The sequence below is a fragment of the Candidatus Zixiibacteriota bacterium genome, assembly GCA_035380245.1.
Taxonomy (GTDB): domain Bacteria; phylum Zixibacteria; class MSB-5A5; order GN15; family FEB-12; genus DAOSXA01.
In genome coordinates this window covers 634,220-658,815 of record DAOSXA010000003.1, presented here as the reverse complement: position 1 = coordinate 658,815, position 24,596 = coordinate 634,220, and the positions used below count along the sequence as shown (strand labels likewise).

The 24,596-nt window shown below is 54.0% G+C and carries 27 protein-coding genes and 3 tRNA genes; all 30 read right to left on the bottom strand.

The features are described 5' to 3' along the window. Positions 1-6 precede the first annotated feature (6 nt). The 30 genes from rplN to PLF13_12985 all read right to left on the bottom strand — a co-directional run bounded on the left by rplN (position 7) and on the right by PLF13_12985 (position 24,595). On the bottom strand, positions 7-372 hold the full coding sequence (rplN, locus tag PLF13_13130; protein ID HOP08221.1) for a 50S ribosomal protein L14: 366 nt from the start codon (positions 370-372) through the stop codon (positions 7-9). A 40-nt stretch (positions 373-412) separates the two neighbouring features. Then, on the bottom strand, positions 413-679 hold the full coding sequence (gene rpsQ / locus PLF13_13125) for a 30S ribosomal protein S17 (protein HOP08220.1): 267 nt from the start codon (positions 677-679) through the stop codon (positions 413-415). A gap of 10 nt (positions 680-689) precedes the next feature. Next, entirely contained in the window at positions 690-953 is a 264-nt protein-coding gene (gene rpmC, locus PLF13_13120; protein HOP08219.1) for a 50S ribosomal protein L29, read from the bottom strand. 2 nt (positions 954-955) lie between these two features. After that, on the bottom strand, positions 956-1,378 hold the full coding sequence (gene rplP / locus PLF13_13115) for a 50S ribosomal protein L16 (GenBank protein HOP08218.1): 423 nt from the start codon (positions 1,376-1,378) through the stop codon (positions 956-958). Positions 1,379-1,401: 23 nt separating this feature from the next. Next, entirely contained in the window at positions 1,402-2,313 is a 912-nt protein-coding gene (rpsC, locus tag PLF13_13110) for a 30S ribosomal protein S3 (protein ID HOP08217.1), read from the bottom strand. 41 nt (positions 2,314-2,354) lie between these two features. Then, a complete protein-coding gene (gene rplV, locus PLF13_13105) occupies positions 2,355-2,897 on the bottom strand; it encodes a 50S ribosomal protein L22 (GenBank protein ID HOP08216.1) in 543 nt (180 codons plus the stop codon). Positions 2,898-2,908: 11 nt separating this feature from the next. Then, positions 2,909-3,199, bottom strand: a complete 291-nt coding sequence (gene rpsS / locus PLF13_13100; GenBank protein ID HOP08215.1) for a 30S ribosomal protein S19 — start codon at positions 3,197-3,199, stop codon at positions 2,909-2,911. A gap of 16 nt (positions 3,200-3,215) precedes the next feature. After that, positions 3,216-4,046: a 50S ribosomal protein L2 gene (rplB, locus tag PLF13_13095; protein ID HOP08214.1), complete on the bottom strand. Its 831-nt coding sequence runs from the start codon at positions 4,044-4,046 to the stop codon at positions 3,216-3,218. 20 nt (positions 4,047-4,066) lie between these two features. Further along, the gene (locus PLF13_13090) at positions 4,067-4,360 is read right to left on the bottom strand and encodes a 50S ribosomal protein L23 (protein HOP08213.1); all 294 of its coding nucleotides are present in this window, start codon (positions 4,358-4,360) and stop codon (positions 4,067-4,069) included. After that, complete coding sequence (rplD, locus tag PLF13_13085; protein ID HOP08212.1) at positions 4,357-4,980, bottom strand: 50S ribosomal protein L4; 624 nt, start codon at positions 4,978-4,980, stop codon at positions 4,357-4,359. Before rplD ends, PLF13_13090 begins: the two co-directional genes overlap by 4 nt. Before the next feature lie 12 nt (positions 4,981-4,992). Then, positions 4,993-5,622: a 50S ribosomal protein L3 gene (rplC, locus tag PLF13_13080; GenBank protein ID HOP08211.1), complete on the bottom strand. Its 630-nt coding sequence runs from the start codon at positions 5,620-5,622 to the stop codon at positions 4,993-4,995. A 14-nt stretch (positions 5,623-5,636) separates the two neighbouring features. Then, a complete protein-coding gene (gene rpsJ / locus PLF13_13075; GenBank protein ID HOP08210.1) occupies positions 5,637-5,945 on the bottom strand; it encodes a 30S ribosomal protein S10 in 309 nt (102 codons plus the stop codon). A 28-nt stretch (positions 5,946-5,973) separates the two neighbouring features. Continuing rightward, positions 5,974-7,182: an elongation factor Tu gene (gene tuf / locus PLF13_13070; GenBank protein HOP08209.1), complete on the bottom strand. Its 1,209-nt coding sequence runs from the start codon at positions 7,180-7,182 to the stop codon at positions 5,974-5,976. A gap of 18 nt (positions 7,183-7,200) precedes the next feature. After that, complete coding sequence (gene fusA / locus PLF13_13065; GenBank protein HOP08208.1) at positions 7,201-9,270, bottom strand: elongation factor G; 2,070 nt, start codon at positions 9,268-9,270, stop codon at positions 7,201-7,203. Between the two features lie 240 nt (positions 9,271-9,510). Next, a complete protein-coding gene (gene rpsG / locus PLF13_13060) occupies positions 9,511-9,981 on the bottom strand; it encodes a 30S ribosomal protein S7 (GenBank protein ID HOP08207.1) in 471 nt (156 codons plus the stop codon). Between the two features lie 13 nt (positions 9,982-9,994). Then, positions 9,995-10,369 (bottom strand): 30S ribosomal protein S12, encoded by a 375-nt coding sequence (rpsL, locus tag PLF13_13055; GenBank protein ID HOP08206.1) that lies wholly within the window; start codon positions 10,367-10,369, stop codon positions 9,995-9,997. Positions 10,370-10,448: 79 nt separating this feature from the next. Next, positions 10,449-14,555 (bottom strand): DNA-directed RNA polymerase subunit beta', encoded by a 4,107-nt coding sequence (gene rpoC / locus PLF13_13050; protein ID HOP08205.1) that lies wholly within the window; start codon positions 14,553-14,555, stop codon positions 10,449-10,451. A gap of 60 nt (positions 14,556-14,615) precedes the next feature. Next, positions 14,616-18,368, bottom strand: a complete 3,753-nt coding sequence (gene rpoB / locus PLF13_13045; protein HOP08204.1) for a DNA-directed RNA polymerase subunit beta — start codon at positions 18,366-18,368, stop codon at positions 14,616-14,618. A 279-nt stretch (positions 18,369-18,647) separates the two neighbouring features. Next, positions 18,648-19,031, bottom strand: a complete 384-nt coding sequence (gene rplL / locus PLF13_13040) for a 50S ribosomal protein L7/L12 (GenBank protein ID HOP08203.1) — start codon at positions 19,029-19,031, stop codon at positions 18,648-18,650. A 100-nt stretch (positions 19,032-19,131) separates the two neighbouring features. Continuing rightward, positions 19,132-19,656: a 50S ribosomal protein L10 gene (gene rplJ, locus PLF13_13035; GenBank protein ID HOP08202.1), complete on the bottom strand. Its 525-nt coding sequence runs from the start codon at positions 19,654-19,656 to the stop codon at positions 19,132-19,134. Positions 19,657-19,674: 18 nt separating this feature from the next. Further along, positions 19,675-20,379, bottom strand: a complete 705-nt coding sequence (rplA, locus tag PLF13_13030) for a 50S ribosomal protein L1 (GenBank protein ID HOP08201.1) — start codon at positions 20,377-20,379, stop codon at positions 19,675-19,677. A 91-nt stretch (positions 20,380-20,470) separates the two neighbouring features. After that, positions 20,471-20,896, bottom strand: coding sequence for a 50S ribosomal protein L11 (rplK, locus tag PLF13_13025; GenBank protein ID HOP08200.1), 426 nt, complete (start codon positions 20,894-20,896; stop codon positions 20,471-20,473). A gap of 30 nt (positions 20,897-20,926) precedes the next feature. Further along, complete coding sequence (gene nusG, locus PLF13_13020) at positions 20,927-21,463, bottom strand: transcription termination/antitermination protein NusG (protein HOP08199.1); 537 nt, start codon at positions 21,461-21,463, stop codon at positions 20,927-20,929. 7 nt (positions 21,464-21,470) lie between these two features. Further along, positions 21,471-21,668 (bottom strand): preprotein translocase subunit SecE, encoded by a 198-nt coding sequence (gene secE / locus PLF13_13015; protein HOP08198.1) that lies wholly within the window; start codon positions 21,666-21,668, stop codon positions 21,471-21,473. Positions 21,669-21,690: 22 nt separating this feature from the next. Beyond that, positions 21,691-21,764 (bottom strand) — tRNA-Trp (locus PLF13_13010). Between the two features lie 10 nt (positions 21,765-21,774). Then, complete coding sequence (rpmG, locus tag PLF13_13005) at positions 21,775-21,927, bottom strand: 50S ribosomal protein L33 (GenBank protein ID HOP08197.1); 153 nt, start codon at positions 21,925-21,927, stop codon at positions 21,775-21,777. A 31-nt stretch (positions 21,928-21,958) separates the two neighbouring features. Beyond that, positions 21,959-23,167, bottom strand: coding sequence for an elongation factor Tu (gene tuf / locus PLF13_13000; protein ID HOP08196.1), 1,209 nt, complete (start codon positions 23,165-23,167; stop codon positions 21,959-21,961). Positions 23,168-23,198: 31 nt separating this feature from the next. Beyond that, positions 23,199-23,271 (bottom strand) — tRNA-Thr (locus PLF13_12995). Between the two features lie 303 nt (positions 23,272-23,574). Then, positions 23,575-23,647, bottom strand: a tRNA-Gly gene (locus tag PLF13_12990). Between the two features lie 69 nt (positions 23,648-23,716). Continuing rightward, positions 23,717-24,595, bottom strand: coding sequence for an NAD(+)/NADH kinase (locus PLF13_12985; GenBank protein HOP08195.1), 879 nt, complete (start codon positions 24,593-24,595; stop codon positions 23,717-23,719). Position 24,596 lies beyond the last annotated feature (1 nt).

Here is a 24,596-nt window from a genome sequence, read left to right as displayed (position 1 = left end):
GATTCCTTACAATACCTCAGGTGCCAAAGATACTATTTTCATGAATTGCTTGTCGCGAAGTTCGCGGGCCACCGGGCCAAAAATACGCGTTCCCCGCGGTTCTTTCTGGTCGTTAATAATCACGGCAGCGTTATCCGAAAAACGGATAATCGAACCGTCTTTACGACGCAGACCGGCTTTCGACCGTACCACCACGGCCTTACAGACCTCGGATTTCTTTACGGTTCCACCGGGAATGGCTTCCTTGACGGCCACCACAATGATGTCGCCGATACGGGCGTACTTCTTGCGGCCGCCTAAAATGCGGAAGCACATAGCCTTTTTTGCCCCGGAGTTATCCGCAACCGAAAGAATCGTATATTCTTGAATCATCGTTCAACCACCTTCACAGTTCGGTCACAATAGCCCGAGGCTATTTGGCTCTTTCCATTATCTCTACCAGACGCCAGCGTTTCTGGGCCGACAGCGGTCTGGTCTCCATTACCCGCACGGTGTCGCCCATGTGAGCATCGTTCTTCTCATCATGAGCGTATACTTTCGAGTAACTACGGAAAATCTTCTCGTATAGCGGGTGACGGTAGGTCCGGTCCACACGTACGATAATGGTCTTGTCCATCTTGTCGGAAATAACCCGACCGATACGCGTTTTCCTATGGTTTCTTGGAGTGGTCTCAGCCATTTTCTAACCTCTATTCACCCTTTTTTTCCGTGTCTTTCCTGGTGTTGAGGATCGAAGTACTGGTCTCGGCCAGCTTGTGGATACCTTTCGTATCCTCACTCAGCACCGTGTTGATGCGCGCAATCTCACGCCGAAGCTGACGCAGACGGAGCGGATTGTCGAGCGCCTTCAGCGATCTCCGCATGTGGAGATTGAACTGCTCGTCCTCGAGGTCGAACTTCTTCTGAAGCAACTCGCTGCGAGTCAATTCGCGCAGAGACTGAACCTTCAACATAATCACACCCCTTCCGTATCGGCGCGTGAAACGAACTTCGTCTTCAACGGCAATTTATCGCCGGCGAGACGCATCGCCTCTTTGGCCATATCCTGGGTTACCCCTTCGATTTCGAAGAGAATACGGCCCGGCTTTACTACGGCTACCCAGTATTCCGGAGCGCCTTTGCCTTTACCCATACGGGTTTCGGCCGGCTTCTGCGTTACCGGCTTGTCCGGGAACACACGAATCCAGATTTTACCGCCGCGCTTGATATATCTTGTCATTGCGATACGAGCTGCCTCGATCTGACGGTTAGTCAGCCAGCAGGGCTCCATCGCTTTCAAAGCGTATTCGCCAAAGCTCACTGCCCATCCGGTCTGAGCCTTTCCGGTCATCCGTCCGCGCTGAGCTTTACGAAACTTGACTTTTTTCGGCATCAACATAGGTCAAATCTCCAATGCGTGAATCAGCTTTCGGACCCTGACGCGGAGTCAGAAGCGCCATCCGCTTTCTTGGGCTTATTGTCTGCGGCACCGCTGTCGGCGGCAGGAGCCGACTTATCACGAGCCGAATCGGGACGCCGCCCCTTGGGCGCACGCCCATCGGGACGACCGGCCTTACGAACCTTGCCGCGTGGACGACGACGCGGTCCGCGTTCACCTTTATCACCAGGCCGACGGCGCGGGCGACCGCTGGGAGCATCGCTCTGCTGCTGTTCAGCCTGCTCTTCGGGACGATCATACTGACCGGCGTCAAGAATCTCACCACGGCAGATCCAAACCTTGACCCCGATACAACCATAAGTAGTATGAGCGGTAGAGGTGGCATAGTCGATATCCGCACGGAGCGTGTGTAACGGTACCCGCCCCTCACGGTATTTTTCGGTTCGAGCTATTTCAGCTCCACCCAGACGACCGGAACACTGTACCTTGACGCCCACAGCGCCCATGCGCATCGTCGCCGCCAGGGCTTTCTTCAAAGCACGTCGGAACGACACACGGCCTTCCAACTGGCGGGCAATCGAGTCGGCCACGAGCTTGGCATCCAGCTCCGGCTTACGAACCTCGACGATGTTGAGCATAATATCCTTGCTGGTCAACAACTGCAATTCTTCGCGCAGTTTATCGACCTCGGCGCCCTTACGACCGATTACAATACCCGGTCGGGCGGTATGAACATCGACCGTCACCTTCTTCGGCTGACGCGATATCATAACGTTGGCAATCCCGGCATTCTGCAAGCGACGGAAAATATAGCGCTTGACCATGAGGTCTTCGTACACCAGATCGCCGAATTGACGTCCGGTAGCAAACCACCTGCTATTCCAGGACTTGATGACCCCCAGTCGGAAGCCTATCGGGTGTGTCTTCTGTCCCAAAGTTAATTCTCCCAGCTCATCATAACTTGTCCAACTCCTGCCTATTCATCATCCTTTTTAACGTCAGCCGGCCTGGCTTTCGGCGTGGCTTCCACCTTCGCCGTTTTAGCCTTTTTGGTCGCGGCTTTCGTCCTGGACTTATTATCAGCGGCCTCGGCCGTGGTCTGCTTGGCCGCAGTGGATTTCTTCGTTGCCTTGGCCCGGCTCTTGGCCTTCTTCGGCATCACCTCTTCCTCGACATGACCCTCGAGGATAACCGTCAAATGACTATACCGCTTCTTGTAATGATGAGCCCGGCCCATCGAATAGAAACGGATACGTCGAGCCGACGGAGCCGCGTCTACGGTGATGTTTTTAATAAACAGGTCCTCCGGACGCAGGCGATCAGTCCCTTCCTGCGACAGCGCGTTGGCCGCCGCGGAACTGACTGTCTTGGCCACATGACGAGCCGCAATCTTCGGGGTGAAGTTCAGCACGTCGAGAGCCTTCTGCACCGGCATCCCTTTGACCTGACTGGCTACCAGACGCATCTTACGCGGCGGGATGCTAACATGTCTGAGGCATGCTCTTGATTTGATCAGCATATGTTACCACCCTATCCTTTCAACGAGGACGCGCGCTCCTGGAGCTTGCCGCCGTGCCCACGATAAATGCGGGTCGGAGCGAACTCGCCGAGCTTGTGACCAACCATGTTCTCGGTGACATAAATCGGGACAAACTTGTTGCCGGTATGAACGGCCAATGTATGTCCGACAAACTCCGGAATCACGGTTGAACGTCGCGACCAGGTCTTTATTACTTTCTTTTCGCCGCTGGCGTTAAGCACGTCAATCTTCTTGGCCAGCTTCGGACTAACGTATGGTCCCTTTTTAAGCGATCGTGGCATTTAACCTTCTCCGACTCTATTTCCTCGCCCGGCGCTCTTCAACAATGTGAGCTTTGGACTTACGTTTACTTCTGGTTTTGTAGCCCTTGGTCGGTTTTCCCCACGGCGTACAAGGATGACGTCCACCGGAGGAACGACCTTCGCCGCCGCCCATGGGGTGATCAACCGGGTTCATGGCCACACCGCGGACGGAAGGCCTCCGGCCACGCCAACGCGAAGCACCGGCCTTGCCCCAAACCACGTTCTTATGGTCGATATTACTAACCTGACCGATCGTGGCATAGCAGACCTGAGGGATCAAACGAACTTCGCCCGACGGCATTTTGAGCGTAACTTTGTTGCCTTCTTTGGCCACAACTTGTGCCATACTTCCAGCGGAACGGCACAACTGGCCGCCCTTGCCGGGACGCATCTCAATGTTGTGCACCTGAGTTCCCAGAATCATCTGACCAAGCGGCATCGCGTTGCCCGGACGATTCTCAACGGTTTCACCGGATAAAACAACATCATTCACCTGAAGCCCTTCGGGAGCCAGGATATAACGCTTTTCGCCGTCGACATAATGCAACAGGGCGATACGCGCCGAGCGATTGGGATCGTATTCAATCGAAGCGACGCGAGCCGGGATGTCACGCTTGTCACGACGAAAATCAATCACGCGATAATGACGCTTGTGACCGCCACCGCGACAGAAGGCCGTGACTCGGCCCTTGTTGTTTCGGCCGCCGCTCTTCTTCAGCGGGCGCAGCAACGACTTCTCCGGGATCGTCGAAGTGATCTCGTCGAATGTCGGTACCGAGCGAAAACGCTGGGAGGGGGTTACCGGTCTAAACTTCTTAATAGCCATACAATCTATCCCACATCACCTTAGATGTTGTCGAAAATGGCGATTTTCTCGCCTGATTTCAGGCGAACAATAGCCTTCTTCCAGGTGGGCGTTTTACCCATAAATCTTCCGGTACGCCGAGGCTTGCCGGCAACCACCATCGTCCGCACACTGGCAACTTTGACCTTAAAAGCCGACTCCACCGCCTGCTTTATCTGGTACTTGTTGACATCCCGCTCTACTTCAAAAACATACTCGTTATTGAGTTCACGGAGCTTGGTCGAGCGCTCAGTAGCTATGTGCGTCTTGATAATCGGGCGAAGATCTGCTTTCATCCGAACACCTCCACGACCTTCTCGAGTCCGGCCTTGGTCAACACCAGATAGTCGGCGTTCAGAACGTCGTACCCGTTGGCCAACGCGGCACGGCAATACTTGACCTTATCAAGATTCCGGCAGGACAAAACCAGCTTATCGCTTTTGCCTTCATCCAGAAGCAGACACTTCTTGCCGTTCAGTTCGAGGCGAGCCATCATCTGGGCCACCGCTTTGGTCTTGGGCTCTTCCAGCTCGATATGATCTATAACTTTAATTCTTTCGGCTAAGGCCTTGTCGGAAAAAGCGGAGCGAATCGCTAAACGCTTCATCTTCTTGGGCATATTATAGCCGTATTGACGAGGCTGAGGGCCAAAAACCACACCGCCGCCACGCCACAGGGGCGAGCGAATCGTGCCAACGCGGGCCCGACCGGTTCCCTTCTGGCGCCAGGGCTTACGTCCACCGCCACTAACCTGGCTGCGACCGCGGGATGCTGACGTCCCTTGCCTCTGGCGGGCGAGATAATTGACGATATACTGATGGACAATCGCTTCGTTCGGCTCGATACCGAACACGGCATCCTTCAGCTCGACAGTTCCGACCTCGTCACCTTGTTGATTGTATACCTTGACGTTCATCTGCATAATCCACTATTTGCCGCGGTTAGTGCTCCGAATCTTGAGCAGGCCGCCCCGGAACCCCGGAACACTGCCCTTCACCAGCATCAGATTCTCATCTTCGATAATCTTGACTATCTCAAGATTCAATACGGTCACTTTGTCCTTGCCCAAACGACCCGCCATACGTGTGCCTTTGAACACCCGTGACGGGTAGGAGGACTGGCCGATCGATCCCGGGGCGCGCCAGCGGTCGGACTGACCGTGGGTTTTATTAGCGCCCTGGAAATGATGGCGTTTCATGCCGCCGGCAAAACCGAGCCCGCGGGAAACACCGGACACATCGACTCGTTCACCCGCCTGAAACAGGTTCACCGTGATGGTCGTACCCGGCTCGTAGTCGCCGTCGGTGATTCGGACCTCGCGCAGATACTGAGTCGGCTGCACGCCGACGGTTTTGAAGTGACCTTCCGTCGGCTTGTTGATACGACTCTTGCGACGCTGTCCAAAGCCTACCTGATAAGCCTCGTAGCCGTCTTTCTCAACCGTCTTCCTGGCAACAACCGGGCAAGGGCCGGCCTGGATCACCGTAACCGGAATGGCCTCACCGGTCTCATTGAAGATACGGGTAGAGCCAATCTTTTTTCCAAGGATCTCTTTCATCGTTGCCCAACCTATCAGGTTTTGATCTCCACGTCAACGCCGGCCGGAAGGTCGAGTTTCATGAGAGCATCGACCGTCTGGGGCGTGGAGTCGTAGATATCCATCAACCGCTTATGAATCCTGGTCTCAAACTGCTCGCGCGACTTTTTGTCGACGTGCGGCGACCGAAGCACCGTGTAGACCGTGCGTTTTGTCGGAAGAGGAACCGGACCCACGATCTTGGCTCCCGTGCGAAGCACGGTCTGGGCGATCTCCTTCGTGGACCGATCCAGAGCATAATGATCGTACGCCTTGAGACGGATTCTTATCTTCTGTACGTGCATCGAAAACCTGTATACTATAGCCTAATGTTTATTCAAAAATCTCGGCGATGACCCCGGCGCCGACCGTTCGGCCGCCTTCACGAATCGCGAAACGAAGCTCTTTCTCCATCGCGATCGGCGTGATCAACTCCACATCTATTGTCACGTTGTCTCCAGGCATGACCATCTCGACGCCTTCCTGAAGCGTCGCGACACCCGTCACGTCCGTCGTACGAAAATAAAACTGAGGACGATATCCCGTAAAGAACGGCGTGTGACGACCACCCTCGTCCTTGCTCAATACGTACACCTCAGCACGGAACTTCGTGTGAGGAGTTATCGAACCAGGCTGTGCCAGAACCATTCCACGCTCGATCTCGTCCTTGTCGATACCGCGAAGCAACAAACCTACGTTGTCACCAGCCTCGCCGTAATCGAGAATCTTCTTGAACATCTCGACACCCGTACACACCGTCTTGCGCGTGTCGCGAATGCCGATGATCTCCAAAGTCTCACCCATCTTCACCTGGCCACGCTCAATACGACCCGTCGCTACCGTTCCGCGACCCGTGATCGAAAACACGTCCTCGACCGGCATCAAAAACGGCTTGTCCTTGTCGCGCTTGGGCTCAGGAATGTAACTATCCAACGCCTCGATCAACTCAAAGATCGACTTGAACGCCGGATCATCAAGACTCTTCGAGAGATCCGCTCCGGCCGTCATCGCTTCCAACGCCGAACCTCGGATCACCGGAATATCATCTCCCGGAAACTGATAGCTCGAAAGAAGATCGCGAACCTCCAACTCCACCAAATCTAGCAACTCCGGATCGTCAACCTGGTCCACCTTGTTCATGTACACCACGATGTACGGAACACCGACCTGGCGAGCCAACAAGATGTGCTCACGCGTCTGCGGCATCGGACCGTCGGCGGCGCTTACCACCAGAATCGCTCCGTCCATCTGGGCCGCTCCCGTGATCATGTTCTTCACATAGTCCGCGTGTCCCGGACAATCCACGTGCGCATAGTGTCGTTTGTCTGACTCATACTCCACGTGCGCGGTCGCGATCGTGATTCCCCGCTCGCGCTCCTCGGGGGCGTTGTCAATCGAATCAAACGAGCGTACGGCCGTCTTGTTCTTCCGGGCCAATACCATCGTCATCGCCGCCGTCAACGTCGTCTTGCCATGATCTACGTGACCAATCGTACCTACGTTCACGTGCGGCTTGGTCCGCTCAAACTTCTCCTTCGCCATAGCCTTCGACTTCCTCCGTTATATTCTTACACCTTGAAACATTTTCTGTGTTATCTCCTCCGGAACCGGCAGATAGCGGGCGAACTGCATCGAGAACACCGCCCGCCCCTGAGTCAGATTCCGCAGGGCATTGGCATATCCAAACATTTCCGAAAGCGGGACAATCACAGCGATAACCGTAACGTCACCGCGTGGCACCATACCGCTTATTTTTCCACGTCGCGAGTTGAGATCACCGACCACCGCTCCCATATAGGCCTCCGGTACGACCACTTCGACATCCATGATCGGTTCGAGCAAAACCGGCCTGGCTTTGCGCACACCGTCCCTGAGAGCCATATAACCGGCCACCTGGAACGACCGCTCGTTGGAATCGACCTCATGGGCGCTACCATCGATCAACTCGACATGAATACCGGTCAACGGATAACCAGCCAGAGAGCCGGAACTCATCGCCTCACGCACACCCTTTTGAATCGAGGGTACAAAAGCACGCGGAATAGCATTCCCGACCAGTTTGTCCTCGAAAACGAACTCGGAACCGTCTTCAGTCGGCCGCAGGCGGATTTTAACATGTCCATACTGGCCTTTGCCGCCGCTTTGACGAACAAACCGGCCTTCCTGTTCGACTTCTTCGGTGATCGCTTCTTTGTATGCCACCGACGGCCGTCCTACGGTAGCCCCGACGCCGAACTCACGCACGAGCCGGTCGGTGAGAATGTCCAGATGAAGCTCGCCCATACCGGAAATAATGGTCTGGCCGGTGTCTTCGGAAACACGCACCACGAAAGTCGGATCCTCTTCGGCCAGCCGCGCCAGTGCTTCGGCCAACTTCTCTTGATCGGCTTGAGTTTTCGGTTCAATCGCCACTGAAACAACCGGCTCCGGGAAAGTCATCCGCTCTAAAACAATCGGATGCTTCAGGTCACACAAGGTGTCACCGGTGGTGGTTTTACGGAAACCAATCGCAGCTACGATATCACCGGTTGAAGCCACTTTTATATCTTCGCGTTTATTGGAATGCATCCGCAGAAGGCGGGCGATCCGCTCTTTAATGCCTGAATTCGGATTGTACACATAACTACCGGCGTTCAATTCGCCTGAATACACCCGCAAATAGGTCAAACGCCCCACATAAGGATCGGTGGCAACCTTAAAAGCCAAAGCCGCCGCCGGTTCTTTCGGATCGGCTTTACGTTCAACCGTCTTTTCCGGTTTGTCGGGCAGTGTGCCGTGAACCGGAGGAAGATCAACCGGCGACGGCAGAAAGTCAACAACCGCGTCCAAAAGCTTTTGAATACCTTTATTCTTGAACGCCGACCCGCAAAGCACCGGCACCATATCATTGGCGATAGTAGCCTTGCGAACTGCCTGGAGAACCCGAACGGGGTCCAGTTCTTCATCATGGAGAAACTGTTCGAGAAGGTCGTCATCATGTTCGGCAACCGCCTCGAGTAATTTCTCGCGATATTCGTTCGCCAGAGGCAACATATCTTCCGGAACTTCCAGGTCTTCGTAATGGATCCCCTGAGAGTCTTCATTGAAAACCCTGAACTTCATCTCCAGGAGATCAATAATACCGGCAAACATTTCTCCTTCGCCGGCAGGAATGGCGATTGCCACACACTTGGTGGCGAACCGCTTGTTCATCATATTGAGCGTGCCAATAAAATCAGCCCCGGTACGGTCCATTTTATTAATGAAGGCTATCCTCGGGACACGATAGCGGTCCGCCTGGCGCCAGACCGTTTCAGACTGCGGCTCAACACCGCCAACGGCACAAAAAAGAGCCACCGCGCCATCCAAAACCCGCAGTGACCGCTCGACCTCGACCGTAAAATCCACATGGCCGGGGGTATCTATGATATTGATCGTATGATTACGCCAGAAACAGGTGGTGGCGGCAGAAGTGATGGTGATGCCGCGCTCTTTTTCCTGCGCCATCCAGTCCATCGTGGCCGAACCATCATGCACCTCGCCGATTCGGTGCGTCTTGCCCGTATAGAACAGGATACGCTCCGTGGTCGTGGTTTTGCCGGCATCGATATGAGCCATAATGCCGATGTTTCTGATGCGTTCTAAGTTCATCTTTTGTCATGGAGGATACGATTCTGAATAGCGCAAAAAAACCCTGACCGTCTTCAAAGAACCCGGTTATGCGTGACTCGCTTGAGGGAAGCGGTACACCCGGTTATTCAGATCAGCAGGGCAAGAACAACCAAGCTACAACTTACAACCACAATTTACAGTCGCACGATAGATATCTCTCGTCACGTATCTGCTTTAGTCAGTGGTGCTCGCGCAGTTTTCACACCTCAGTGGCGTCAATTACCACCTGAAGTGCGCAAAGGCCTTATTGGCCTCCGCCATCTTGTGCGTATCCTCCTTCTTCTTAATCGAAGCGCCTTCGTTATTGGCCGCAGCCAGGAACTCAGCCGCCAGTTTTTCAGCCATACTCTTACCGCCGCGGGCTTTGGCGAAACCGATAAGCCAGCGAATCGCCAGCGCGGTACGACGATCCTGTCGCACTTCCACAGGAACCTGATAAGTTGCACCGCCGACCCGGCGAGAACGAACCTCCAGTACCGGCTTCACGTTGTTGACAGCCTTCTGGAACAGCTCCAGGCCGCTCTGACCGGATTGTTTTTCCATCCGATCGATGGCGTCATAAATCAACCGCTCGGCGGTCGAGCGCTTGCCGCGCTCCATCAGACATGCCACGAATTCGGAAACCAGCATGTCGTTAAACTTATAGTCGGGGGACTTGCCCCGACGGCCTGCTCTGGATCTTCTGGACATAGCCTATCTTAACTTAAGCCTTTGGACGCTTGGTGCCGTATTTCGAACGGCTCCGTTTTCTTTCGGCAACCCCGGACGTATCCATGGTGCCCCGGATAATATGATAACGGACCCCCGGCAAATCTTTAATACGACCGCCGCGGATCATAACTATCGAGTGTTCCTGCAGATTGTGGCCTTCACCCGGGATATAAGCCGTGACTTCCATCTGGTTGGTCAAACGGACTCTGGCTACCTTGCGCAAAGCCGAGTTCGGCTTCTTCGGCGTCGAGGTATATACACGAGTACAAACACCGCGCTTCTGCGGGCAGCTTTTTAGAGCCGGAGTCTTGGTGGACTCGGTGACAACCTTGCGGCCCTTGCGAATCAACTGATTAATAGTCGGCAAAATATCTCCTAAATATACCACAATACACGGGAATTTATTCCCAAACAGACGCACATATTACGAGAATTGGCTATCTGTGTCAAGAGTTTTTGTCAAAAATATCAGCTATCGAGGCCGGTTCGCCGTTATCGGGGCTATCCCCCGTATCCGGTTCGCCGTCTTCATGTTCCACCGATACATTCTTATAAGCATCAATACCGGTCCCGGCCGGGATCAAATGACCGATAATCACGTTCTCTTTGAGTCCCAACAGGTAATCCACCTTGCCCGACACCGCTGCTTCCGTCAGTACCTTGGTGGTTTCCTGGAAGGAAGCCGCCGAAATGAAACTGTCGGTTGACAGCGAGGCTCTGGTGATACCGAGCAGGAGCGGTCGAGAAGTCGACGGTTCACCACCCTCGGCAATGACCCGGGCGTTTTCTTCGGCGAACTTGATTTTATCAACCTTCTCCCCTTCCAGGAAGTTGGTTTCACCGACCGTCTCGATCTGAACTTTCTGCATCATCTGGCGCACAATCGTCTCGATATGCTTATCATTGATCTTCACGCCCTGGAGACGGTAGACTTCCTGGATTTCATTAACCAGGTAGGCCTGCGCCTCGAATACTCCCAAGATGTCCAGGATATCGTGAGGATCGATAGCCCCTTCACAAAGTCGCTCACCGGCTTCGACACGGTCACCCGCGTGTACCATGAGGTGTTTGCCGTGCGGGATGAGATAGTCGCGTTCTTCGTCCTGATCGCCCTTGACAATGATCTGCTGCTGACCGCGAACGATCTTGCCGAACTCGACGATTCCTTCGATCTCCGAAATAACCGCCGGGTCGTGCGGTCGACGAGCTTCGAACAACTCGGCTACCCGCGGCAAACCGCCGGTAATATCGCGCGACTTGGCGATCATGCGTGGCATTTTCACCAGGATCTCACCACGTTCGACCTTCTGACCATCCTGGACCTGGAGCTGAGCATCGGTCGGGATTCGATAATTACCGACCGTTTTGCCCGCCTTGTCCTCGATCAAAATGGTCGGGAACAGGCTCTTCTCCTTGGTGTCAATGATGATCAACTGGATCAAACCGGTCTGACTGTCTACGGCTTCACGTACCGAAACATCGGGAATAATATCCTTGAACTTGATCTTACCGGCTCGTTCCGAAAGAATAGTCCGGGTATAAGGATCCCATTCGTAGATGGTGTGCCCGCGTTCAAGCGTCTGTTCATCCTTGGCAAGCAAGTGTGCGCCGTATGGAATCTTCAGACGGGAACGGGTGCGGCCACGCTCATCGATAATGTGAGCCTCACCGATACCGTCACGGCTGATCACCATACAGGTACCGTCGGGAAGGTCGACCGTTTTGACGTTTTCCAGCTTCACCGAACCGGTATACTTCGAAACCACCTGTGATTGTTCGGCGATACGAGCGGCGGCGCCGCCGATGTGGAAAGTACGGAGGGTCAACTGCGTGCCCGGTTCACCGATAGACTGAGCCGCGATTACACCCACGGCTTCCCCGACCTCGACCATCCTCATGGTCGCGAGGTTACGTCCGTAACAGGCGGCGCAGACCCCGTGTTTGGCCTCACAAGTCAATACGGAACGGATACGCACGCTCTCGACACCGGCTTCTTCGATCGCTTCGGCCTGTTCCTCACGAATTTCCTGACCGGCCTCCACGATCAACTCGTCGGTAATCGGATCGTAAATATCATCAGCCGACACACGCCCCAGAACACGATCGGAAAGCGACTCGATAACTTCTTCGCCTTCTTTCAAAGCTTCCACTTCAAGGCCAAGAATCGTGCCGCAGTCACCTGAACGGATAATCACATCCTGGGCAACATCGACCAGACGGCGCGTCAGATAACCGGCGTCGGCCGTTTTCAGAGCCGTATCAGCCAATCCCTTACGAGCACCGTGAGTCGAGATGAAGTATTCCTGTACGGATAAGCCTTCACGGAAATTGGCCACAATCGGGTTCTCGATAATTTCACCGACTCCGCCGGTGATCTTCTTCTGCGGCTTAGCCATCAGTCCACGCATACCGGCCAACTGACGAATCTGCTCTTTGGAACCACGAGCACCGGAATCAGCCATCATGAACACCGGATTGAAACCGTCTTCCTGCTGAGAGAGATTCTCGAACATAACTTCGGCAACGCTGTTGGTAGCTCCGGTCCAGGTGTCAATAACCTGGTTGTAACGCTCACCGTTGGTGATCACACCACGCTCATAGCGCTTCTGGATCTTTTTGATTTCCTCGTGCGCTTCGGCAATAATCTGGTTCTTGGCTTCGGGAACAACCAGATCCTCGATCGATACGGTCACACCGGCTTTGGTAGCATACTCGAAACCGATGTACTTCAACCGATCGAGGAAATCAACAGTATCATCCCGACCCAGCCGCCAGTATGAAGTGGCGACAAGATCGCCCAACTGACCGCGAGCGGCGACATCGTTGAAGAACGACGTCCCGGGCGGAAGAATGTTATTGAAAATGATCCGGCCGATCGAAGTATCCATCACCTGCCCGTTCATGCGAACATGAATACGAGCGTGTAAATCAAGAGCACCGGCGGCATTGGCGGCAATGGCTTCATTCGGACTGGAGAAGGCCATCCCTTCACCTTTGACTCCGGGACGAATCTTGGTCAGGTAGTAGCAACCGAGCACGATATCCTGCGACGGGACCGCCACCGGACGCCCTGAACGAGGCAACAATACGTTGTTCGTAGAGAGCATCAGCAGGCGAGCCTCGAGTTGAGCCTCAAATGAAAGCGGCACGTGCACTGCCATCTGGTCGCCGTCGAAGTCCGCGTTGAAAGCCGCGCAGACCAGCGGATGCAGACGAATCGCCTTACCCTCGACCAGCACCGGATAAAAAGCCTGGATACCGAGTCGGTGCAGAGTAGGCGCGCGGTTGAGCATCACCGGGTGATCTTCGATGATTTCCTCGAGGATATCCCAAACCTCGGGCCGTTCCTTTTCAACCAGCCGTTTGGCTGATTTAACGGTCTGCACGTAACCCTTTTCTTCAAGTTTCATGATGATAAAGGGCTTGAACAGCTCCAGCGCCATATTCTTGGGAAGACCGCACTGGTCAAGACGCAACTCCGGACCAACCACGATCACCGAACGACCGGAATAATCGACACGTTTACCGAGCAGGTTCTGACGGAACCGCCCCTGTTTACCCTTGAGCAAATCAGAAAGCGATTTGAGCGGCCGTTTGGAATCACCACGTACCGAGTAAGTCCTGCGACCATTATCGAACAAAGCGTCAACCGCTTCCTGCAACATGCGCTTCTCATTGCGGAGAATCACATCCGGCGCCTGAATCTCGATGAGTTTCTTGAGGCGGTTGTTGCGGTTGATCACCCGACGATACAGGTCGTTCAGATCGGAAGTGGCAAAACGACCGCCGTCAAGCGGCACCAGCGGCCGCAGATCGGGCGGCAGTACCGGGATGACACTTAGCACCATCCATTCCGGTCGGTTGTTCGATTGCCGGAACGATTCGATGATGCGCAGCCGCTTCAGGATATCCTTCTTACGCTGAACTGATGTTTCCACTTTAGCCTGCGCACGAAGCGTAACGGCCATCTCGTCGATATCTATCTGAGAGAGGAGTTCCCGGACCGCTTCGGCGCCCATACGAGCATCGAACGTCTTGCCGGCTTCCTCCAGCTCCATATACTCTTCTTCACTGAGGGTGTCGCCTTTGGCATAAGAGGAGTTGCCCGGGTCGATCATCAGGTATGCTTCGTAATAGAGAATCTTCTCCAGTTCGCGGATGGAGAGATCCAGCAAGTGCCCGATACGGGACGGCAGAGATTTGAAATACCAAATGTGCGAAACCGGCACGGCCAATTGGATATGGCCCATGCGCTCACGCCGCACCTTGGATTGCGTCACCTCTACCCCGCAGCGATCACAAACGATTCCCCGGAAACGAATGCGTTTGTACTTGCCGCAGTTACATTCCCAGTCTTTAACCGGACCGAAAATGCGCTCACAGAAGAGCCCATCGCGTTCCGGTTTGAAAGAACGGTAGTTGATAGTCTCCGGCTTGGTTACTTCGCCGTAAGACCACGACAGGATTACATCCGGCGACGCCATCTGAACCTGTATGGCCGCGAACTCAGACGGCTTCTTCGGCGCCGGTTTTTGATCCAAAATATCTACCATGGCACTAACTCCTCTATTGTCCACAGTCTGCCCAAAGCAGACCTCTTTGCCTGACCCTAATTACTCCTCCAGGAGCTTCACATCCAAACCAAGCGCCTGCAGTTCCTTAATGAGAACGTTGAACGCTTCCGGATAACCCGGTTCCGGTGGATTTTCGCCCTTGACGATCGCTTCATACACCCGGCTGCGGCCGGTCACGTCGTCCGACTTGACCGTCAGCATTTCCTGCAGAGCGTAGGCAGCGCCGTAAGCCTCGAGCGCCCAGACCTCCATTTCACCGAATCGCTGGCCGCCGAACTGGGCTTTACCGCCCAACGGCTGCTGGGTAACCAGCGAATAGGGTCCTATCGACCTGGCGTGGATCTTATCATCCACCAGGTGCGACAGTTTGAGAATGTATATATATCCGACGGTGATCCGGTTATCGAAGGCATTTCCGGTGAGACCGTCATACAGAGTGAGTTTTCCATCTTCAGGCAACCCGGCTGAAGCGAGTTTTTCCTTGATCTGTTCGATCGAGGCTCCCTCGAACACCGGTGTTGCGACATGCTCACCGAGAGCCATGGCCGCCCAGCCCAGGTGCGTCTCCAGAATCTGGCCGACATTCATACGGGACGGGACGCCAAGCGGATTGAGAATAATATCCACCGGGATACCATCAGCCTGGTACGGCATGTCTTCGATCGGCACAATGCGTGAAACGACACCCTTGTTACCGTGGCGACCGGCCATCTTATCGCCGACCGAGATCTTACGGCGAATAGCGATAGTCACCTTGACCAACTGCTTGACACCCGGCGGGAGTTCCGCACCGCGTACCACTTTGTCGATCTCGACTTCCATCTCTTCGCGTTTCTTCTCGATCAGGTTCGCCGCTTCTTCCAGCACGTTCTCAACGTGCTTGTTGATCGTGGCGTCCTTGCAATAGCCTTCCGGCGCGACGGCGTTGGCAAAATCGTAATCGGCAAAGAAGTCAGCCTGGAATTTATGACCGGCACGGATTAAAACCGCATTGTCGGCAGCCGAACGAACCGTCTGCGAACTCTGGTCGTCCAGCAATTCACCGATACGTTGCGCTCGCAGCTTCTCGATGTTGTGGATCTTCAAGTTGAAATCCTTCTTGATCTCCGCAACTTGCTGCTTCTCCAGCTTCTTGGCTTCTTCGGTGCGCTCTTTACGACTGAAGACCTGTGTCTTGATAACAACGCCCTTCATACCGGGCGGCGCCTTCAAACTGGCATCACGGACATCACCCGCTTTCTCCCCGAAAATAGCTCGGAGCAAACGCTCCTCCGGAGACAGCTCGGTTTCACCTTTAGGCGTAACCTTGCCGACGAGAATGTCGCCCGCTTCGACTTCGGCGCCGATACGTATTATTCCCCGTTCGTCCAGATTCAGCAGCGCTTCTTCCGATACGTTGGGAATTTCACGGGTTACTTCTTCCGCGCCGCGTTTGGTATCGCGGACTTGCAGTTCGTATTCCTCGATATGAATCGAAGTGAAAATATCCTCGCGTACGAGACGCTCGGAAAGAATAATCGCATCCTCGAAGTTATAACCGCGCCAGGGCATGAAAGCCACCAGCGTGTTATGCCCGAGGGCCAGTTCACCGCGATCAACGGCCGGGCCGTCGGCGATGATATCCCCCACCTTCACCTCGACACCGGGTCCGACTGTCGGACGATAATTGATACAGGTGTCCTGGTTGGAACGGCGGTACTTCGTCAGGTGATATTCGACATCTTCGATATATCCCAACTGACCGACTCGCGTCTTCGACTGCGGCCTGATGACGACTCGGGTGCTGTCAACGAACACAACCTCTCCGGCATGCTTCGAACGAATCACCGCTCCGGCATCCGCCGCCACCTTGGCTTCAATACCGGTTCCCACGACCGGAGCATCGGTGCGCAGAAGCGGTACTGCCTGGCGTTGCATGTTCGAACCCATGAGAGCGCGGTTGGCGTCGTCGTGTTCGAGGAACGGAATCAACGCCGCCGCCACCGAGACGATCTGCCTCGGCGACACGTCCATGTATTCGATTTCATCGGGTGAAACCGCCGGATATTCCGAACGACGGCGTACGAAGATACGCTTATGGACGAAATGATTGGTCTCGTCAAGCGGCTCTTCGCAATTGGCTATGTAATGCCGATCTTCCTCGTCCGCCGACAGATAATGAATATCATTCGTGACTTCGCCATTTTCCACGCGACGATACGGTGTTTCGAGAAAACCGTAACGGTTGATACGGGCAAAGGTAGCCAACGAGGTAATCAGACCGATGTTCGGACCTTCCGGAGTCTCAATCGGACAAAGACGGCCATAATGCGTGTGGTGTACGTCACGGACCTCAAAGCCGGCTCGTTCACGCGTCAAACCACCCGGACCGAGAGCGGACAAACGACGTTTATGCGTCAACTCAGACAGCGGATTGGTCTGGTCCATGAACTGCGAGAGCTGCGAGGATCCAAAGAATGTCTCGATTACGGATGAAACGGTACGGGCGTTGACCAGCAACTGCGGGGTTACGTTTTCCTGATCTTTGAGCGAAAGCCGCTCGCGGATAGTTCGAGCCACGCGGGAAAGACCTACTGAGAATAAATTCGACAGCAGCTCCCCAACCGTTCGCGCCCGGCGATTGCCCAGATGATCGATATCATCGGTGAAACCGGAGTCATTACACAAACCGATCAGGTAGCGGATAATCGCAAGAAAATCATCATTGACCAGGGTCGTGGATTCAAGCGGGATATTGAGTCCCATCCGCTGGTTGATCATGTAGCGACCGACTTCACCGAGATCATAGCGCTTGTTGGAGAAAAAGAACTTCTCCAGCAGTGACTCGGCCATTTCCAGCGTGGGCGGCTCACCCGGACGAAGCAGTGAGTATATTTTTACCAGAGCTTCTTCACGGCTCTTGGTCGGATCCTTCCTGAGGGTATTCAGAATAACAAACGTTTCACGACGTTCCGTGGAAGAAATCATCTGGCACTGTTTGTACCCCATTCCCTGCAGTTTGTCTACGACTGTTTCCGTCAGCGGTTCGCCGACACCGAAGACCACTTCACCGGTTTCTTTGTCAACGATCGTCTCGGCCAGGAAACATCCCTCGTACTCTTCATGCGACTTGCCCTTGAAAACGAGCCGGGACACTTTGTAAAATTCGCTTACGATATCCTCATCGCTGGAGAAACCGATCGCTCTAAGAAGCATGGTAACCGGGAGCTTCCGTTTGGAGTCGATATAAGCGAACATGATATCGTTGATATCCATGGCGAATTCGACCCAGCTTCCACGGTACGGGATAATGCGTGCAGAATACAACTCTTTACCGTTAGGGTGAGTTGTCTGGTCGAAAAAGACACCGGGACTACGGTGCAACTGACTGACAACCACGCGCTCCGAGCCGTTGATGATAAAAGTCCCCCATTCAGTGATAAGGGGCAGCTCGCCGAGATAAACATCCTGCTCGATTACATCCTTGACTTCCTTGTCTTCCTTCTCGGCGTCACGAACGATCAAACGCATCGTAACCTTGAGCGGAGCGGCAAAGCTCATATTGCGTTCACGGCATTCCTCGATCGAATAACGCGTCGGTCCCAGATGGTAACTGACGTATTCCAGCGAGTAATTCTCGTGAACATCGTTAACCGGGAAAATCTCTCTGAAGATCTGCTCGAGACCTCTGTTTTCCCTTTTGTCCGGAGGTATTTCGGCTTGTAGAAATTCTTCGTATGACTGGGTCTGAACGTCCAACAGGTTGGGCATATCAGTGGCGTCCGCCAGCACACCGTAACTTTTCCGTGTCAATACTCCTGAACGGGCCAAAGCATCACCCTCCTAAACAGAGATGAAGCCTCCCGAACGCACGTCTAGCGTCGGGGGACCAGATAAGAACTCGTATATAATCCAAAGGCTTGGATGATTCTGTCATAAATAACTTCTTCTCCCCGAACTCAATCTGGGGAGCCACTATTGCAGTCAATCAACCAACCGGAAACAAGAATGGGAACCTAAAAATAGTGATATACTCCCGAAAAACCGGGCCGGGAGCGGCAAAGCTCCCGGCCGATGATCCTATTGCAGTAGTTACTTAATATCTACCTGAGCGCCGACTTCTTCGAGCTTGGCCTTGACTTTCTCGGCCTCGTCCTTAGACAGAGCTTCTTTAACCTTCGTCGGAGCGGCTTCCACCAGGTCCTTGGCTTCCTTCAGACCCAGACTGGTAACCTCACGGACAACCTTGATAACCTGGATCTTCTTGTCGCCAACCGCGGTGAGCACGACGTCGAATTCGGTCTGCTCTTCGGCTTCGGCAGCGCCGGCGCCTGGAGCCGCGATAGCCACGGCCGCCATCGGAGCGGCGGCGGTTACGCCAAACTTGTCTTCAATGGCCTTGATCAGATCGGCCACATCCATTGCGCTCAGAGCCGCAATTTTGTCAACGATTTCTTCTATTGCTGCGTTCGCCACTTTCGTAACCTCGCTAGTTATTGTTATGTTTTTTTGTCTAAACTAGTTCTTATTGTCCCGGCTTGCCGGACCGCAAACTAGGACTAACTTCTGCGGGCAGTTAGCCCTCATTCTTCTTCTGTTCCTCAAGGGACATCAGCACACCCGTCAACTTACGGAATAACCCGGACAAAGCTCCGGCCAAATTCGTAAGCGGCGCACCAACGGCTGCCGCCAACTGGGCATAGAGGATTTCCTTCGACGGCAGGTCGGCCAATCGACCGATCTCTTTACCGGCGTGAAGTTCCTCTTCCAGTGAGAACACCCGCATTTTCGGCAGTTCCTTATCCTTGAATGATTCATTCAGGATCTTCGCGGCCACTGCCGGATCTTCGGATGTAAAGGCTATTGCCGTCGGTCCCTCGAGATATTGATCCAACCCTTCGATATTCGCTTCGCGGGCAGCGATGCTGAAAAGGGTATTCTTACCGATCAGGAAACGAACGTTGGACTCGCGCAATTTCTTACGCAGAGCGGTTATATCCGCCACGTTGAGCCCCTGGTAATCGGTAACGAAGAAGGCGTTGGATTCCTTAAACAGCTCGCCGTATTTCGCTACGGCATCTATTTTATCCTGTCTGGGCATCTCAAACTTCCTCTCTGGCTACCGCTTCAGGCTCGCGACCATCTCGGCGTGGTCCAATTTCAAGCCCGGACTCATCGAGGAACAAATGGATGCTCCCAAAAGATAGGCGCCTTTGGCTGCAGCCGGTTTGGCGCGCATGATGGCATCCAAAAACGCCAGCACGTTTTCTTCTATCTTCTGAACATCGAACGACAGCTTACCCACCGCCGAGGCGATGTTGGCTTGCTTGTCCACTCGGAACTCGATGCGTCCCGCCTTTAACTCTTTGATCGTCTTCTCGATATCCATCGTCACCGTGCCCGTCTTCGGGTTGGGCATAAGGCCACGCGGTCCGAGAACCTTACCGAGCTTACCGCACACCTTCATCATGTCCGGCGTCGCTACGGCGACATCAAAGTCTGTCCAACCGCCCAAAATCTTCTCGGCCAGTTCCTCACCACCGACGAAATCGGCGCCCGAGGATTCAGCTTCAGTCGCCTTCTCGCCCTGGGCAAAAACCAGAACACGAACCGATGATCCGGTACCATGAGGCAAGGCCACCGTACCACGGACCATTTGATCGGCATGTTTGGGATTTACGCCAAGACGCAGAGCGACTTCGACCGATTCGTCAAACTTGACGTAATGGTTTTCCTTCAGCAGATGTACTGCATCGGAAAGCGAGTAGGCTTTGGTGCGGTCGATTTTCTCGCGATACGCTTTGTAGTTTTTTGATCTCTTCATGGTCTCCTATTCTCCCCGGGCGCAACCATGCTTGCCCCGGGTACGGACGAATGTTTGAGCCGGACAATCCGGCTGGTTACGGATATCTTTCCTAACGAGTCACTTCGATACCCATCGAGCGCGCGGTACCTTCGATGATTCGCATCGCCGCCTCGACATCGGCAGCGTTCAAATCGGCCATTTTAGCCTCTGCGATCTCGCGCACCTGGTCAGCCGTGACTCTGCCCACCTTATCTTTATTGGGAACCCCGGAACCCTTCTTGAGCTTGGCCGCCTTCAACAGAAGTGTCGACGCGGGCGGGGTTTTGGTTATGAAGGAGAACGATTTGTCATGGTAGACGGTTATGATCACCGGCGTTAACAGACCTTTACCTTCTTTGGTCCGCTCGTTGAACGCCTTGCAGAACTCCATGATATTGACGCCGCGCTGACCGAGCGCCGGGCCCACCGGGGGAGCCGGATTGGCCGCTCCGGCCGGAATCTGCAGTTTGATGTACCCTTCGATTTTCTTAGCCACTTGTCTATCTGCTCCAGAATGAGTCTTTTTCTATTTTTTGGCTATTTCCACCTGCAGGAAATCCAACTCCACTGGAGTGGGGCGACCAAAGATGGAAACCATTACTTTCACCTTCCGTCGTTCCATATTGACTTCGCTAACAGTCCCGGTGAAGTCAGCGAAAGGTCCGTCACAGACCTTGACGGAATCACCCGCCTGGAACGGAATATCAGTAGGTTCTTCGGTACGGCTCTTGTCGATCTGGCCGACAATCCGCTCAACCTCCTGGTTTTTGAGCGGGATCGGCTTACCGGCGCCACCGACAAAATTGGTAATACCGGGTGTCGACACCACTAACTCCTGTGTGACTTTGTCCAATTCCATTTGGACCAGGATGTAGCTGGGAAGAAACTTCTTGGTCGTCGTCGACCGTTTCCCCTGCCTCATCTCCGTGACCTCTTCGGTCGGCACCAACACGTCGCCAAACTTATCCTCCAGACCGGCATTTACTATTGCCGACTCGAGATATCGCTTGGCCTTGTGTTCATGACCCGAATAGGTGTGAACCGCATACCAGCGAAGCGCCATCTGTAACTTACCCTCCAAGACCCCCGCCGAAAATCGTCGTGATTCCCCACGAGAGAATGCGATCGACGATACCGATGAAGATCGCCACGATGAACGACACTACGATCGTAACGATCGTGGAACCGATCAACTCATCTTTCGTCGGCCAGGTGACCTTACGAAGCTCCGCGACAACCTCTCTGAGGTATTTTTTGATCTTCTCCAAAATAACCTACTTATGATCAATGCAGGCCAGGAGGGATTCGAACCCCCAGCATCCGGTTTTGGAGACCGGCGCTCTACCAGTTGGAGCTACTGGCCTGTGATTTTTATTATCTAGCTTCTTTGTGTACAGTATGTTTATTGCAATGACTGCAATACTTGCGATACTCTACACGCTCCGGGTGCAACCGTTTATTCTTCATCGTAACGTAGTTACGACGTTTGCACTCACCACAAGCTAGTATGACACGTTCTCTCGGCATCGATTGCTAACCCGCGTTTACATTTGCGTTTTTATTCAAAAATCTCGGCGATGACCCCGGCGCCGACCGTTCGGCCGCCTTCACGAATCGCGAAACGAAGCTCTTTCTCCATCGCGATCGGCGTGATCAACTCCACATCTATTGTCACGTTGTCTCCAGGCATGACCATCTCGACGCCTTCCTGAAGCGTCGCGACACCCGTCACGTCCGTCGTACGAAAATAAAACTGAGGACGATATCCCGTAAAGAACGGCGTGTGACGACCACCCTCGTCCTTGCTCAATACGTACACCTCAGCACGGAACTTCGTGTGAGGAGTTATCGAACCAGGCTGTGCCAGAACCATTCCACGCTCGATCTCGTCCTTGTCGATACCGCGAAGCAACAAACCTACGTTGTCACCAGCCTCGCCGTAATCGAGAATCTTCTTGAACATCTCGACACCCGTACACACCGTCTTGCGCGTGTCGCGAATGCCGATGATCTCCAAAGTCTCACCCATCTTCACCTGGCCACGCTCAATACGACCCGTCGCTACCGTTCCGCGACCCGTGATCGAAAACACGTCCTCGACCGGCATCAAAAACGGCTTGTCCTTGTCGCGCTTGGGCTCAGGAATGTAACTATCCAACGCCTCGATCAACTCAAAGATCGACTTGAACGCCGGATCATCAAGACTCTTCGAGAGATCCGCTCCGGCCGTCATCGCTTCCAACGCCGAACCTCGGATCACCGGAATATCATCTCCCGGAAACTGATAGCTCGAAAGAAGATCGCGAACCTCCAACTCCACCAAATCTAGCAACTCCGGATCGTCAACCTGGTCCACCTTGTTCATGTACACCACGATGTACGGAACACCGACCTGGCGAGCCAACAAGATGTGCTCACGCGTCTGCGGCATCGGACCGTCGGCGGCGCTTACCACCAGAATCGCTCCGTCCATCTGGGCCGCTCCCGTGATCATGTTCTTCACATAGTCCGCGTGTCCCGGACAATCCACGTGCGCATAGTGTCGTTTGTCTGACTCATACTCCACGTGCGCGGTCGCGATCGTGATTCCCCGCTCGCGCTCCTCGGGGGCGTTGTCAATCGAATCAAACGAGCGTACGGCCGTCTTGTTCTTCCGGGCCAATACCATCGTCATCGCCGCCGTCAACGTCGTCTTGCCATGATCTACGTGACCAATCGTACCTACGTTCACGTGCGGCTTGGTCCGCTCAAACTTCTCCTTCGCCATAGCCTTCGACTTCCTCCGTTATGGTCTAAAAAGCCCAGAACCAGGATTGAACTGGTGACCTCATCCTTACCAAGGATGTGCTCTACCGACTGAGCTATCTGGGCTTCTCTTCTTATTCTAACTGTTTACCGGCCACAAAAATAGCCTGTGCCTAATCAAGGCAGACCCCATATATAGTGGGCCAGAAAATACTGTCAAGGGATTTCTTCATATAGGGCAAAAAAAATGAAAAAAGTTCCCAGCAGCCGGCCTAACAAGAAAATCGGCAGTCTACTCCGGCTTTATTAGCGATTCTGTTCATTTTTCGCACAGAATTTTCATAAAACACCGAAAAACCATCCCGGGAGCACCTATCCCCTTATCGGATCAGCACTTAAACAGTAGACAGAACCGGCGAGAGACAAAAAAGCGGGAGACGGGGTTCGAACCCGCGACCAACGGCTTGGAAGGCCGTGACTCTACCAATTGAGTTACTCCCGCTTGCAGGCCGCAAGTTATTCGGCGAGTTCTATTTTGGCAAGTGAATTCTGACTAACAGAAGCCTGTCGATCAATCTTCATCACCGCGTGCGGATGGTACTATACCCCAGTGCAGCTTCTTCTTGAGCACTTTATAGAAAGAGGAATTCCCCGGGAAAACAATGAAACGAGTGCGGAACGAAGCTCGCCGTACCGTAATCACGTCGGTATCAACCAGCGGCGCCATTACTTGTCCATCCAAAGTTAAACCAGCCACTTCGTGCTCCGACCGCACCCGCATTTGCAACACATCGGACGCAGCAAAAATCATCGGTCGCACTGAGAGACTGAACGGAGAGATCGGCGTACAAATAATCCCATCCATCGAAGGATTCATAATCGGGCCGCCACACGCCAGCGAGTAAGCGGTTGAACCGGTCGGAGTCGAGATAATCAGGCCATCGGCCCGATAGGTCACAATCGGTTCCCCATTAACCGTCAGATCGATATCGATTATTCGGCTGATTGGTCCATTGTCTACGACCACATCGTTCAAGGCATACGGGCTTTCGAGCCGATGCTTGCCTCCGGTGGAAACCTCCAGCATCATCCGCTCTTCCACCCGGTACTGCCCCCGAGTGATGGCATCGAGAGCCGCGGGAAGTTCTTCGGGAGTAAGCTGCGTCAGAAATCCCAGTGAACCGAGATTAATCCCCAGCAAGGGTGTCCCGGTAGCTCCCACCGCGCGGACCGAAGCCAGATAGGTACCGTCGCCTCCCATCGAGACCACGATATCACTATCGGCAGTCACTTGTTGAAGTGAACCGATGTCTAACTCGTCGCTACGCATGTGCTCGAGGTCCGGGGAAGCGACAATCTCGTGCCCGGTGCTTCGAGCCCAGTCCAAAATGATCCGGATGGCATCATCCGAACCTTCGCGCTTGATATTGGAAATTACCCCAATTCTCATA